Source organism: Rathayibacter sp. Leaf248 (genome assembly GCF_920939495.1).
Classification (GTDB): Bacteria; Actinomycetota; Actinomycetes; order Actinomycetales; family Microbacteriaceae; genus Rathayibacter; species Rathayibacter caricis.
Window position 1 is genome coordinate 725,699 of the sequence record NZ_CAKLAV010000001.1, and the last position, 12,957, is coordinate 738,655.

Genomic DNA, 12,957 nt, shown 5'->3' on the forward strand with positions numbered 1-12,957 from the left:
CGAGCCCGAGCGCTCCGCCGCGGCGGAATCTTCACACGACTGCAACACGCCCCTGGAAGGGTGACGATTGCTCCTCCGCTGGTCACTCGCTCCGCAGAGCGCGCTTCTCGCGCTCGAGCTCGACGAGGCGCACCTGCACCGCACGCGACATCACGGGGTCGGCGGAGGCGCGCTGCAGAGCCCCGCGCAGCTCGGCGATCTCGCGGAGCAGGTCGCGCTCGATCAGAGAGACCGCGACGTCGCGGGCGTAGCGCGCGAGCTTCGCCTCGTCGGCGGCAGGGATCGGCGCCACCGCGAGCTGGCGGACCAGGGAGGCGAACGGGCCGGGGACGTCGTTCGCGACGTGCTCGACCCAGTCGCGGTCCTCTGCGCGCTCGAGGTTCGCGACGACCGCGTCGCGCACGACGCGCAGCGTCTCGTTGGTCACGGCGGCGTGCGCGGCGCGGGTGAGCAGCTCGACGCCCATCGCCTGCGGGAGCTGGAGCATCGCCATCAGCGCCTCGCGCTCGATGCGCGTGACGACGTCGACGGGGAGGTCGGCGAGGCGCGCGCCCGCGGGCGGCTCGGTCGCCGCGGTCTCGCGCTCGGGCTCGCGGCGCTCCTCGCGGGAGCCGCGGGGACGGGAGCCGGCGGAGCGCACCGCGGAGTTGACCTCGGACATGTCCAGGCCGAGCATCCGGGCGAGCTCGCGGGAGTAGCCGGGCCGGAGCGCGGGATCGCGGATCTCGGCGACCACCGGGGCGGCCGCGCGCAGGGCGGCGACCCGGCCCTCGACCGTCTCGAGGTCGTACCGCGACAGCAGCTGCCGGATCACGAACTCGAACATCGGCTTCTTGTCGTCGATGAGGCGGCGGACCGCGTCGTCGCCGCGGTTCAGCCGCAGGTCGCACGGATCCAGGCCCTCGGGCGCGACGGCGACGAACGTCTGCGCGGCGAAGCGGTGCTCCTCCTGGAACGCGCGCATCGCCGCCTTCTGACCCGCGGCGTCGGGGTCGAACGTGAAGACGACCTCGCCCACTCCGCTGTCGTCGCCCAGCACCCGGCGCAGCACCTTGATGTGGTCGACGCCGAAGGAGGTGCCGCACGTGGCGACCGCGGTCGTCACTCCCGCGAGGTGGCACGCCATCACGTCGGTGTAGCCCTCGACCACCACCACCTGGTGCCCGCGCGAGATGTCGCGCTTGGCGAGGTCGAGCCCGTACAGCACCTGCGACTTGTGGTAGACGGGCGTCTCGGGGGTGTTCAGGTACTTCGGGCCCTTGTCCTCCTCGAGGAGGCGGCGGGCGCCGAACCCGACGGTCTGCCCGGTGACGTCGCGGATCGGCCAGACGAGGCGACCGCGGAACCGGTCGTAGACGCCTCCGCGGTTGCTGCTGCTGACCAGGCCCGCCGCGGTGAGCTCGGTCTCGGAGAAGCCGCGCCGCTTGAGCGCGGTCGTCAGTCCGTCCCAGCCGTCGGGCGCGAAGCCGACGCCGAAGCGGTCGGCGGCGGCGCGGTCGAAGCCCCGCTCGCCGAGGAACCTGCGGCCGACGTGGGCGCCCGGAGTGGCCAGCTGCTCGCGGAAGTACTCCTCCGCTGCCCTGTTCGCCTCGAGGAGGCGCACGCGACCGCCGGTCTCGGGCGCCTGACCGCCGCCCTCCTCGTACTGGAGGACGATGCCGACCCGGGCGGCGAGCCGCTCGACCGTCTCGCTGAACGAGGTGTGGTCCATCTTCATGATGAAGCTGTAGACGTCGCCCGACTCCTGGCAGCCGAAGCAGTGGTAGAACCCGGCCTGCGGGCGCACGTGGAAACTGGGGCTGCGCTCGTCGTGGAAGGGGCAGAGACCCTTGAGCGACCCGACACCCGCCGACTTCAGGGTGACGTACTCGCCGACGACGTCGCCGATGTTGACCCGCGCCTTGACCTCCTCGACATCCTGTTGTCGAATCCGTCCTGGCACCCCACCATCGTAGTCGCCGGTCCTCGCCCGGCGACTCGCGGTCGGCTTTTCGACGGTGCCGGTCTCGCAGAGCGGGTCACGTCCGCCTACGGCGATCCGCTGACACGCGGATCACCGGTTCGGCTCGAATGGGGCCGCCCACCCGCCGCTGCAGCTCGCTTCCGGCGCAGAACAGGAGTTGAGGAAGGAGTGCGACCGCTGACAGGGGCTGAACCCCGTTGGCAGCTGACGTTGCGCATCGCGTCGCCGCTCCGACGAGGCTTCCGCCTCCCCCTGCTGGTCGAGTAGCCCCGCAGGGGTGTATCGAGACCCACCCTCCGAGCGGACGCGGATCTCGATACGGCCGCTGCGCGCCCTACTCGATCAGCAAGAGAGGAGCGCACCGGCACACTGACCACACCGAGCGGAACGGTCGATCCGCGTGCCAACGGATCGACCTACGCGAACGCGACACGCTCTGCAGAACGCGACCATCCACGAGAGCCGACCGCGCGGGGCCGGGCGGGGACCGGCCCCGTATCGGCACAGCGGAACGGGCGATCCGCGTGCGAGCGGATCGACCTACGCGAACGCACCCCGCTCTGCGGAACGCGACCATCCGCTCGAGCCGACCGCGCGGGGCCGGGCGAGGACCGGCCCCGTATCGGCACCGCCGAACGGGCGATCCGCGTGCGAGCGGATCGACCTAGGCGGACGCGACCCGCTCTGCGGAACGCGCGCATCCGCGGAAGCCGACTGCGCGGGGCCGGGCAGGGACCGGCCCCGTCAGGGGCACAACCTCTCGAACCAGGCGAGGGCGCTCTGGTCGGTGAGGTTGGCGACCTGGTCGACGACGACGCGGCGGCGGGCGTCGTCGGAGTCGCTCGCGCGCCAGTCCTCGGCGAAGCCGGGCTCGAGGACGCCCTCGCCGCGCTCGAGGAGGGTGTCGGCGAGGCGGGTGAGGACCTCGCGTTGCTGGGCGTAGATGGGCTGGCGGGTGTTCCGCGACATCACGAACGTCGCGACGATGCCCTTGAGTACCGCGATCTCGGCCTGCTGCTCGCGGGGCACGACGACGTGGCCGCCGAAGCGGACGAGGTCGGGGTGCGAATATGCCTCGCGGGTCGCCTCGGTGGCGGCGGCGGCGAAGCGGCCGATGAGCTGGCTGGTGAGGTTCTTCAGGCGAGCCTGATCGCGGCGCGACCCGTCCCACGAGTCGAGCCAGACGTCGAGCGAGTCGAGGCGGTCGAAGGCGGAGACGAGCTCGGCGTGCTCGATCTCGTCGCCGACCCAGGCGTGCATCGAGGCCACGAGGTCGTCGTGGTCGCTGCGGGAGCCGAGCGCCTCGACGTCGATGTAGCCCGAGACGACGGCGTCCTCGAAGTCGTGCACCGAGTAGGCGATGTCGTCCGAGAGGTCCATCACCTCGGCCTCGATGCAGCGCACGCCCTCGGGGGCGCCCTCGCGCATCCAGGCGAACGCCGGTGCGTCGTCGGCGTAGAACCCGAACTTCGCCCGGCCGGAGGGATCCGCGACGGAGCGCGTGTCGGGCCAGGGGTACTTGCAGCTGGCGTCGAGGCTCGCGCGGGTGAGGTTCAGACCGTAGGGGCGGTCGTCGTCGCCGAAGACCTTCGGCTCGAGGCGGGTGAGCAGGCGGAAGGTCTGCGCGTTGCCCTCGAAGCCGCCGATGCCGTCGGCCCAGGCGTTGAGCGCCCGCTCGCCGTTGTGGCCGAAGGGAGGATGGCCGATGTCGTGCGCGAGGCAGGCGGTGTCGACGACGTCGGGGTCGAGGTCGAGGCTCGTCGCGAGCTCGCGGCCGATCTGCGCCACCTCGAGCGAGTGGGTCAGGCGGTTGCGGGCGAAGTCGACTCCGGCCGTGGGGCTGAGCACCTGCGTCTTGGCCGCGAGGCGGCGCAGGGCGCTGGAGTGGAACAGCCGCGCGCGGTCACGTGCGAAGTCGGAGCGGCGGGTGGAGTGCTCCTCCGGCAGGAACCGCTCGACGTCGACGAGCGAGTACCCCCAGAGCGCGCGGTCATCCACCGCTGTGGTGGACTTCGGCGGCGGACACGTCGGCGCGCTGGCCGGCGTCGAGCTCGCGGGACTCGAGCCAGCGGTCGGGCAGCGACGGGACCTTCGGCGATCCCGCGCGGCCGCGCTGGCCCTCGGCCGCCTCGCCCGGGTAGGGCTCCTCGGGGTCGAGCTGCGCGAGCAGCTCGTCGAGCTCGGCGAGAGTCTCGGCCGACGCCATGCGGGCGCGCAGCTCGCCGCCCACGGGGTAGCCCTTGAAGTACCAGGCGACGTGCTTGCGGATGTCGCGGCAGCCGCGCTCCTCGCTCTCGAAGAACTCGCAGATGAGCTCGGCGTGGCGGCGGAAGGCGAGAGCCACCTGGCCGAGCGTCGGGCGGAAGCGCTCCTCCGAGCCGGCGAAGGCCGCGGCGAGGTCGCCGAACAGCCACGGCCGACCGAGGCAGCCGCGGCCGACCACGACACCGTCGCAGCCGGTCTCGGACATCATCCGCAGCGCGTCCTCGGCCGACCAGATGTCGCCGTTGCCGAGCACGGGGACACTCGTGATCGCCTCTTTCAGCGTCGCGATGGCCGACCAGTCGGCGTGGCCGCTGTAGAACTCGGACGCGGTGCGGGCGTGGAGGGCGATGGAGGCGACTCCGGCACCTTCGGCGGCTCGGGCGGCCTCGAGGTAGGTCAGGTGGTCGGCGTCGATACCCTTGCGCATCTTGACGGTCAGCGGCACGTCGCCGGCGGCCTTCACCGCTCCCTCGACGATCTGCCGGAAGAGGGGCAGCTTCCACGGCAGCGCCGCTCCCCCGCCCTTCCTGGTCACCTTGGCGACCGGACAGCCGAAGTTGAGGTCGATGTGATCGGCGCGGTCCTCCGCGACGAGCATGGTGACCGCTTCGGCGACCGTCTTCGGATCGACTCCGTAGAGCTGGATGGAGCGGACCGCCTCGCTGGGGTGGTGGCGGATGAGGCGCATCGACTCCGGCGTGCGCTCGACGAGCGCCCGGGAGGTGATCATCTCGCTCACGTAGAGCCCCGCGCCGAACTCGCGGCAGAGGCGGCGGAACGCGGTGTTGGTGATCCCCGCCATGGGAGCGAGGACGACCGGCGCGTCGAGTTCGAGGGGGCCGATGCGCAGCGCCGGCGCGGGTCGCGCGGGCGGTGGGGCCAGAAGAGTGGAGGACATCGGTATCGATTCTCCCAGATCCTGTGTTGGGGAAGGCGAGACGAGCAGAGGAGGCGGATCGATGAGCACGATCGATGCTGGGGAGGACGGGCCGACGCGCTTCGAGGCGGACGCCCGGGCACGTGGATTGGACGTCGAGGTCGTCGAGCGGCCCGAGGCCGGGAGCCTCGAGGAGGCCTCGCGGCTGCTCGGCATCGAGCCGGGCACGATCGTCAAGTCGCTCGTCGTGAAGCGCCACGACGGTGGTCTGCTCTTCGCATTGATCCCCGGCGGGCGGCAGATCTCGTGGCCGAAGCTGCGCGCGGTGGTCGGAGTGAACAAGCTGAGGATGCCCGAGGAGTCGGTGGCGTTCGAGGCCACCGGGTACCGTCGCGGAACCATCACGCCGATCGGCTCCACGACCGCCTGGCCCGTCGTCGCCGACGAGCGGATCCGGGGCCGGCGCATCGCGATGGGCGCCGGGACTCCGGGGCGCAGCGCCTTCGTCGACGCCGACGCGCTCATCGAGGCCTACGGCGCCGAGGTGGCCGACATCAGCGTCGAGGAGCCTCCGCGCTGACGGCGGCGGGATCGGGAGCGACGGTCGGCACGGCGCAGACCTCGTCCTCGCAGACGGGCACGCCGGCGGCTCCGAGCATCTCGAAGCTCACGACGCGCCCACCCGCTGCTCGAGGACGTGCTCGAGCACCTCGGTGAACGCCTGAGGCTCCTGCGCACCCGAGACGCCGAAGCGGCCGTCGAGGACGAAGAACGGAACGCCGGTGATCCCGTACTCGCGGGCCTGCGCGATGTCGGCCTGCACGTCGGGCAGGTGGCGCTGCTCCGCGAGGACCTGTGCCGTCTCGGCCTCGTCGAGGCCGACCTCGGCGGCGAGCGACGCGAGGACCGCTGAGTCCGCGAGATCGCGGCCCTCGACGAAGTACGCGCTCAGGAGCCGTTCCTTCAGCTCGAGCTGCAGGCCCTGCGACTTCGCGTGGTGCAGCGCCTGGTGCGCGGTGACGGTCTTGACGTGCCGCACCGTCTCGAAGTGGTAGTCGAGGCCGACGCTCGCCGCGATGGCGGTGACGGTGTCGAGCATCTGCTGCGCCTGCGCCTCGGGGATCCCCTTGTGCTCGGCCAGGAACGCCGCTTCGCCGCCGCGGTAGTCCTCGGGCGTGTCCGGCGACAGCTCGAAGCTGCGGTACTCGATCGCCACGGCGGGTGCCTCCGGGTGCGCGAGGCGGAAGGCCTCGAGCCCGCGCTCGAACTTGCGCTTGCCGATGTAGCACCAGGGGCACGCGATGTCCGACCAGACGTCGACGGTGATGGGGGGCTGGGAGTCGCTCACTCCGAGGACAACCGAGCGGGGCCGCCGCTATTCCCGCAGCAGCCGGACCAGCTCGTCCACGTCGGACTCGTCGTTCCAGACGTGGAACGCGACCCGCAGCCGTCCGCCGCGCCCCGACACCTTGATCCCCGCCTCGAGCAGGCGCGCCAAGTCCGCGCCGTCCTCGTCCGGCCACGAGACGATCGCCCGGCGCTGGGGGTCGCGATCGAGCCGTTCGCAGAGCAGGTCGCCGAGACCGGAGGCGTGCCGCCACACCTCGTCGAGGTCGAGCGAGCCGAGCAGGGCGAGCGACGCCTCCGCCCCCACGAACGCCTGCCAGGCGGGCGAGACGTCGAAGCGGCGGGCGTTCTCGGCGAGGTGCATCGCCGGCCCGTAGCAGGACGACCAGACGTCCTCTCCGGAGTACCAGCCCGCCTGCAGCGGCACGAGCTCGGCGGCGTACTCCGGCGAGACCGTGAGGAACGCGACTCCGCGGGGCGAGCACAGCCACTTGTACGCGTGGGTGAGCGTCGCGTCGAAGCGGGAGGCGTCGACGGGCAGCACGCCCGCCGCCTGGGTCAGGTCGCACGCGGTCCGCGCACCGCATCGGGCGGCCGCTTCGAGGACCGCGTCGAGGTCGGCGAGCGCCCCGCTCCTGGACTGCACCGCCGAGAAGACGACCAGGTCGTCGGCGGGCTCGACGGAGTCGGCCAGCGCCTCCAGCGGCACCGAGCGCACCACGACGCCGCGGTGGGCCTGGGCGAGGAACGGGAAGACGATGGAGGAGAAGTCGCCGTCGACGCAGAGCACCCGCGCGCCGTCCGGCAGCGAGCCGGCGAGGACCGAGGCCATCGCCGAGGTCTGCGAGCCGATCGCGACGCGCTCGACGGGGACGCCGACGATCCCCGCGAAGGAGGACCGGGCGCGCTCGGCGACGTCGCCGTAGCCGGCGGCGGTGTTCTCGCCCGCGGCCCAGCGGTCGAGGTCGAGACGCAGCGCCTCGACGCTCTCGCGCGGCGGCAGGCCGAGCGTGCAGGCGTTGTGATAGCCGCGCGCGCCGGCGAACCGCTCGCGCAGGGCGGTCACGGACGGGCCTGGAGTACTCACCCTTCGAGGATCCCCCTCCCCCGCCGGATCGCCAAGAGCGCTCCCACGCCGGGCGCGTCGATCCTCAGCGGGCGGCGAAGGCGTGCGCCTGCTCGATCACCGCGACGACGGCGAGGGCCTCGTGCACGTCGACGGGGGCCGGGGCGCCGTCCTGCAGGGTGCGCGCGACACCCTCGTAGAAGGACGCGTAGCGGCCGCGCTGGCTAGGCACGGGGCGGCGTCCGGAGTCGTCCGTCAGCACTCCCCACTCCTCGCGCGGGACCTCGCCGAAGCCGGCATCGTCGACCCGCGCTCCCCCGTGCCGCAGCGCGGTCTCCTGCGGGTCGAGCCCGTCGACCGAGAAGGCGGCTCCGGTGCCGAGGACGCGGAACCGCGGTCCGGTCGCCCGCGCGACCCGGCTCATGGTGAGATGCGAGCGGACCCCACCGCGGTGCAGGAGCGAGACGAAGGCGTCGTCCTCGCTCGCGCCGCCCGCGTGCACCACTCGCGTCTCGGCGGCGGTCACGGTCGCGGGTCCGAAGAGCACGAGCGCCTGGTCGACGAGGTGGCTGCCGAGGTCGAAGAGGATCCCGCCGCCCTGCTCCCGGCCGATCGCGCTCTGCCAGCGCCCGGTCTTCGGCGCGCTCCAGCGCTCGAACGTCGACTCGAAGCGCACGACCTCTCCGAGAGCGCCCTCGTCGAGCAACCGCCTCAGCGTCAGGAAGTCGGCGTCCCAGCGCCGGTTCTGGAACACGAGGACGGGGGCGCCGCTCGCCTCCGACGCCGCGAGGATCGCCTCGGCGTCGGCGACGCTCGGAGCGAACGGCTTGTCGATCACGACCGCGACGCCCGCCTCGAGCACGGCGACCGCCTGCTCGCGGTGCACCGACGGCGGAGACGCGAGCACCACGAGGTCAGGGCTCTCGGCGAGGGCCGCGGCGGTGTCGGCGACGATCCGTGCTCCGGGATGCGCGGCGGCGGCGCTCGCGGCGCGCTCCGCGTTCGACGTCGCCACCGCGACGACCTCGAACGAGGGATCGGCGGCCAGGAACGGACCGTGGAACACGCTGCCCGCCAGCCCGTAGCCGACGATCGCGACGCGGATCACGTCGACGCCCCCGGCACGTCGACGGCACCGCCGAAGCGGCGGGAGCGACCGGAGTAGTGCTCGATCGCCTCCCACAGGTCGGTCCGCGAGAAGTCGGGCCAGAGGCGGTCGAGGAACACCATCTCGGCGTACGCGCTCTGCCAGAGCAGGAAGTTGCTGGTCCGCTGCTCGCCGGAGGAGCGCAGGAAGAGGTCGACGTCGGGCATCTCGGGCACGTAGAGCGCCTTCGCGATCGTCTTCTCGGTGATGCCCGACGGCTTCAGCCTGCCCGCCGCGACCTCGCCGGCGAGGCGCTGCACGGCGTCCGCGATCTCGGTGCGGCCCCCGTAGTTGACGCACATGGTGAGGGTCAGAACATCGTTGCCCGCGGTCAGCTTCTCGGCGAACTGCAGCTCGTTGATCACCGAGGCCCAGAGCCGGGGCTTCCGCCCGGCCCAGCGGATGCGCACGCCCCACTCGTTGAGCTGGTCGCGTCGGCGGTGCAGGACGTCGCGGTTGAACCCCATCAGGAAGCGCACCTCCTCGGGCGAGCGCTTCCAGTTCTCGGTCGAGAACGCGTAGACGCTGAGGTGCTTGACGCCGATCTGGATCGCTCCCGCCACGACGTCGAGCAGCGCCGCCTCTCCGCGCTTGTGCCCCTCGATGCGGGTGAGCCCGCGCCCGTTCGCCCAGCGGCCGTTGCCGTCCATGACGATGGCGACGTGCCCGGGCACGGCTTTCCGCGGCACGTCCGGCGGGTAGAGCCCGGTCCAGTCGAGCTCGCGGTAGGGCTCGGCGTCCTTGTGCGTGAAGGGCTTCATCGGGTGACGTGCTCCAGGGATCTCAGTCCTCGTTCGAGGTGGAACTGCGTGTAGGCGGCGACGACTCCGCTCGCGCGCGATCGGGTCGAGGGCTCGGTGGACTCGGCGTGCACCCAGTCTCCGGAGAGCAGCGCGCCGAGCAGCACGACGACCTCCGGGGCGACGCGCGGGGCGCCGGGAGGAGTGCAGTCCTCGCAGACCACCCCGCCCAGCTGCACGACCACGGCGCCGTGCGGGCCGGGGGCGCCGCACCTGGCGCAGTCCTCGAAGCTCGGCGCCCAGCCCGCGATCGACAGCGCGCGCAGGAGGTAGGAGTCGAGCGTCAGCACCGGCTCGTGCTCGCGCCGCGAGAGCGAGCGCAGCGCCCCGACGAGCAGCAGGTACTGCTGCAGGGAGGCGTCGGAGTCGGTCAGCCGGTCGGCCGTCTCGACCATCGCGTTGGCCGCGGTGTAGCAGTCGTAGTCGGCGGCGATCAGGGCGCCGTACGCGCCGATCGACTCGGCCTGGGTGACGATGTCGAGGCTGCGGCCCTCGTAGAGCTGCAGATCGGCCACCATGAACGGCTCGAGCCGCGAGCCGAACTTGGAGCCGGTCTTGCGGACGCCCTTCGCGACGGCGCGGATCTTGCCGTGCCCGCGCGAGAGCAGGGTCACGATGCGATCGGCCTCGCCCAACTTGTGCGTGCGGAGCACCACGGCTTCGTCACGATAAGTGGGCATGACCCCGATTATCCTCCCCGCCACTGACAGCGCCCCGGCCGCCGGGCCGGAGGCGGGTGCGGAGCGTGGAACGATGGGCCGGTGGCCGCCACCCTCTTCGTGATCCCCGCCTGGGCCGACCTGCTCGCGATCGCGATCGGCTGCCTCCAGGGCGCGATGTTCGCGGGCGAGTTCCGCGACCGCCGCATCGACCTGCTCGGCGTGACGATCATCGGCACGGCGACCGGTCTGGGAGGCGGCGTGCTGCGCGATCTGCTGCTGCAGACTCCGCTCGTCGCCCTGCACACCAACGCCTACCTGATCGTCGCGGTCGCCGCCTCGCTCGTCGGGATGCTCCTCCAGCACGTGCTGAACCGCGTCGACGGCACGATCACCGCCCTCGACGCCCTGACGCTCGGGCTCTTCGGCGCGATCGGGACGACGAAGGCGCTGGCGCTCGGCGTGCCGGAGGTGCCGGCCGTCTTCGTCGGGACCGTGTCGGCGGTCGGCGGGTCGGTCATCCGGGACGTGCTGCTCAACCGGCCGATCGCGCTGATGCACGTCGGCTCGCTCTACGCGATCGCCGCGACCGCGGGCACGGCCGTGCTCGTGGCGGGACTGCGCTTCGGGATGCTCATCGACTTCGCCGCGCCGCTCGCGGTGGGCGTCACCACGCTGATCCGCCTGCTCGCCGTGCGCTACGGCTGGAGCCTGCCCGAGCAGCGCGCCCTGAACCGCGTCCCCCGCCTCCACTGGCGTCGCCGCGCCTAGACACGCCGTGAGCCGAGGGAACCCCGACCCGTCGAGGGAACCCGCTGGTGCAGGCTCCCTCGACAGGCCGGGGTTCTCTCGGCCGGACGGATCAGACCAAGGTGGCGGCCAGCTCGAGGGCGGGCGCCTCTTCGCGCAGGGCGCGGTTCACGGCCGAGACGATCGCCTTCAGGGAGGCGGTCGAGATGTCGGCGTCAACGCCTACGCCCCAGAGCGTGCGGCCGTTGACCGAGCACTCGACGTAGGAGGCGGCCAGCGCGTCGCCGCCGGCGCTGAGAGCGTGCTCGACGTAGTCGAGCACCCGCACCTCGACGCCGTGCTGGGCCAGCACGGACTCGAAGGCGTTGACCGGGCCGTTGCCGGAGGCGTTCGCCTCGATGACCTCGTCGCCGACGCGCAGCACCGCGTTGAGGGCGATCGTGCCGCCCATGTCGCTCGAGGTGCTCGTGCGGGTCAGCTCGAAGCGGCCCCACTTCTCGTCGGCGCGGTGCGCAGGAGCGGGCAGGTACTCGTCCTGGAAGATCGTCCAGATCTGCTCGCTCGTGACCTCGCCGCCCTCGGCGTCGGTCTTGGCCTGCACGACGCCCGAGAACTCGATCTGGAGGCGGCGCGGCAGGTCCAGCGCGTGGTCCGTCTTGAGCAGGTACGCGACTCCGCCCTTGCCCGACTGCGAGTTGACGCGGATGACCGCCTCGTAGGAGCGCCCGAGGTCCTTCGGGTCGACCGGCAGGTAGGGAACGGCCCAGGTCAGCTCGTCGACGCCGCGACCGCTGCGCTCGGCCTCGGCCTCCATGGCCTCGAAGCCCTTCTTGATCGCGTCCTGGTGCGAGCCGCTGAACGCGGTGAAGACCAGATCGCCCGCCCAGGGGCTGCGCTCGGGCACGGCCAGCTGGTTGCAGTACTCGGCAGTGCGCTTGATGCCGTCCATGTCGCCGAAGTCGATCTGCGGGTCGATGCCCTGCGTGAACAGGTTGACGCCCAGCGCGACGAGGTCGACGTTGCCGGTCCGCTCCCCGTTGCCGAAGAGGCAGCCCTCGATGCGGTCGGCGCCGGCCAGGTAGCCCAGCTCGGCGGCGGCGACGGCGGTGCCGCGGTCGTTGTGGGGGTGCAGCGACAGGATGATGTTCTCGCGCTGCGCCAGGTTCCGGCTCATCCACTCGATCGAGTCGGCGTAGACGTTCGGAGTCGCCATCTCGACGGTGGCGGGCAGGTTCAGGATGACCTTGCGGTCGGGGGTCGGCTCGAAGACCTCGACGACGCGGTCGCAGATCTCGCGGGCGAACTCGAGCTCGGTGCCGGTGTAGCTCTCGGGCGAGTACTCGTAGTAGACGGTGGTCCCGGGGACCGACGCCTCCATCTCGCGGCACTTGCGCGCACCGGCGAGGGCGATGTCGATGATCCCCTGCCGGTCCTTGCGGAACACGACCTCCCGCTGCAGCACGCTGGTGGAGTTGTAGAGGTGAACGATCGCCTGGCGGGCGCCGCGGATCGACTCGTAGGTGCGCTCGATGAGGTGGTCGCGGGCCTGGGTCAGCACCTGGATGGTGACGTCCTCGGGGATCGCGCCCTCCTCGATCAGGCTGCGCACGAAGTCGAAGTCGGTCTGGCTGGCGCTGGGGAAGCCGACCTCGATCTCCTTGTAGCCCATCGAGACGAGCAGGTCGAACATGATCCGCTTGCGCTCGGGGCTCATCGGGTCGATCAGCGCCTGGTTGCCGTCGCGGAGGTCGACGGCGCACCAGCGCGGGGCCGTGGTGATCCGCTTGGTCGGCCACGTGCGGTCGGGCAGATCGACGGTGATCTGCTCGTGGTAGGGCCGGTACTTGTGGATCGGCATGGACGAGGGCTTCTGCGTGTTCTTCATGGGGTCTCCTGGCGCGGATGCGCGCCCGTGTCGGTCTCGCGGGGATCCGGTGTCGGATGCGACCTCGCGAAGGGAACTGCGATCAGGCGTCGACGGACTCCGCGACGAGGGAGGCCTGGGGGTTAGGACTCGTCGCGGCAGCTAAGAAGGAGCAGACCGAAGCGCACGCGGCCAGGCTAGCACTGCGCGGCGCCCGGG

Annotated in this window: 11 protein-coding genes; 2 read left to right on the forward strand and 9 right to left on the reverse strand. The window is 71.9% G+C overall.

Translation table 11 applies throughout. The annotated features are described in order from the left end of the window. Positions 1 to 82: 82 nt before the first annotated feature. The 3 genes from dnaG to dusB form a co-directional block, all read right to left on the reverse strand. Positions 83 to 1,942: a DNA primase gene (gene dnaG, locus LRG51_RS03710; protein ID WP_230671246.1), complete on the reverse strand. Its 1,860-nt coding sequence runs from the start codon at positions 1,940 to 1,942 to the stop codon at positions 83 to 85. 765 nt (positions 1,943 to 2,707) lie between these two features. Continuing rightward, positions 2,708 to 3,961, reverse strand: a complete 1,254-nt coding sequence (locus LRG51_RS03715; protein WP_107575015.1) for a deoxyguanosinetriphosphate triphosphohydrolase — start codon at positions 3,959 to 3,961, stop codon at positions 2,708 to 2,710. Further along, on the reverse strand, positions 3,954 to 5,126 hold the full coding sequence (gene dusB / locus LRG51_RS03720) for a tRNA dihydrouridine synthase DusB (protein ID WP_230671248.1): 1,173 nt from the start codon (positions 5,124 to 5,126) through the stop codon (positions 3,954 to 3,956). The genes LRG51_RS03715 and dusB overlap by 8 nt, the downstream gene beginning before the upstream one ends. Positions 5,127 to 5,187: 61 nt before the next feature. Between dusB and LRG51_RS03725 the strand changes: the two genes are divergently transcribed. Then, positions 5,188 to 5,685, forward strand: coding sequence for an aminoacyl-tRNA deacylase (locus LRG51_RS03725; protein WP_230671249.1), 498 nt, complete (start codon positions 5,188 to 5,190; stop codon positions 5,683 to 5,685). 87 nt (positions 5,686 to 5,772) lie between these two features. On the opposite strand, the gene LRG51_RS03730 is transcribed toward LRG51_RS03725, so the two are convergent. The 5 genes from LRG51_RS03730 to recO form a co-directional block, all read right to left on the reverse strand. Then, entirely contained in the window at positions 5,773 to 6,453 is a 681-nt protein-coding gene (locus LRG51_RS03730; RefSeq protein WP_230671251.1) for a DsbA family oxidoreductase, read from the reverse strand. Between the two features lie 27 nt (positions 6,454 to 6,480). Next, complete coding sequence (locus tag LRG51_RS03735) at positions 6,481 to 7,539, reverse strand: aminotransferase class V-fold PLP-dependent enzyme (protein ID WP_230671253.1); 1,059 nt, start codon at positions 7,537 to 7,539, stop codon at positions 6,481 to 6,483. A 64-nt stretch (positions 7,540 to 7,603) separates the two neighbouring features. Next, a complete protein-coding gene (locus LRG51_RS03740; RefSeq protein ID WP_230671255.1) occupies positions 7,604 to 8,626 on the reverse strand; it encodes a Gfo/Idh/MocA family protein in 1,023 nt (340 codons plus the stop codon). Then, positions 8,623 to 9,426, reverse strand: coding sequence for an isoprenyl transferase (locus LRG51_RS03745; RefSeq protein ID WP_055792863.1), 804 nt, complete (start codon positions 9,424 to 9,426; stop codon positions 8,623 to 8,625). Before LRG51_RS03745 ends, LRG51_RS03740 begins: the two co-directional genes overlap by 4 nt. Next, positions 9,423 to 10,145 (reverse strand): DNA repair protein RecO, encoded by a 723-nt coding sequence (gene recO, locus LRG51_RS03750; RefSeq protein ID WP_055792866.1) that lies wholly within the window; start codon positions 10,143 to 10,145, stop codon positions 9,423 to 9,425. Before recO ends, LRG51_RS03745 begins: the two co-directional genes overlap by 4 nt. 81 nt (positions 10,146 to 10,226) lie before the next feature. Between recO and LRG51_RS03755 the strand changes: the two genes are divergently transcribed. Further along, on the forward strand, positions 10,227 to 10,895 hold the full coding sequence (locus LRG51_RS03755) for a trimeric intracellular cation channel family protein (protein ID WP_055792869.1): 669 nt from the start codon (positions 10,227 to 10,229) through the stop codon (positions 10,893 to 10,895). Between the two features lie 91 nt (positions 10,896 to 10,986). Here LRG51_RS03755 and leuA read toward each other — a convergent pair whose 3' ends face one another. Further along, the gene (gene leuA, locus LRG51_RS03760; RefSeq protein WP_230671257.1) at positions 10,987 to 12,759 is read right to left on the reverse strand and encodes a 2-isopropylmalate synthase; all 1,773 of its coding nucleotides are present in this window, start codon (positions 12,757 to 12,759) and stop codon (positions 10,987 to 10,989) included. Between the last annotated feature and the right edge of the window lie 198 nt (positions 12,760 to 12,957).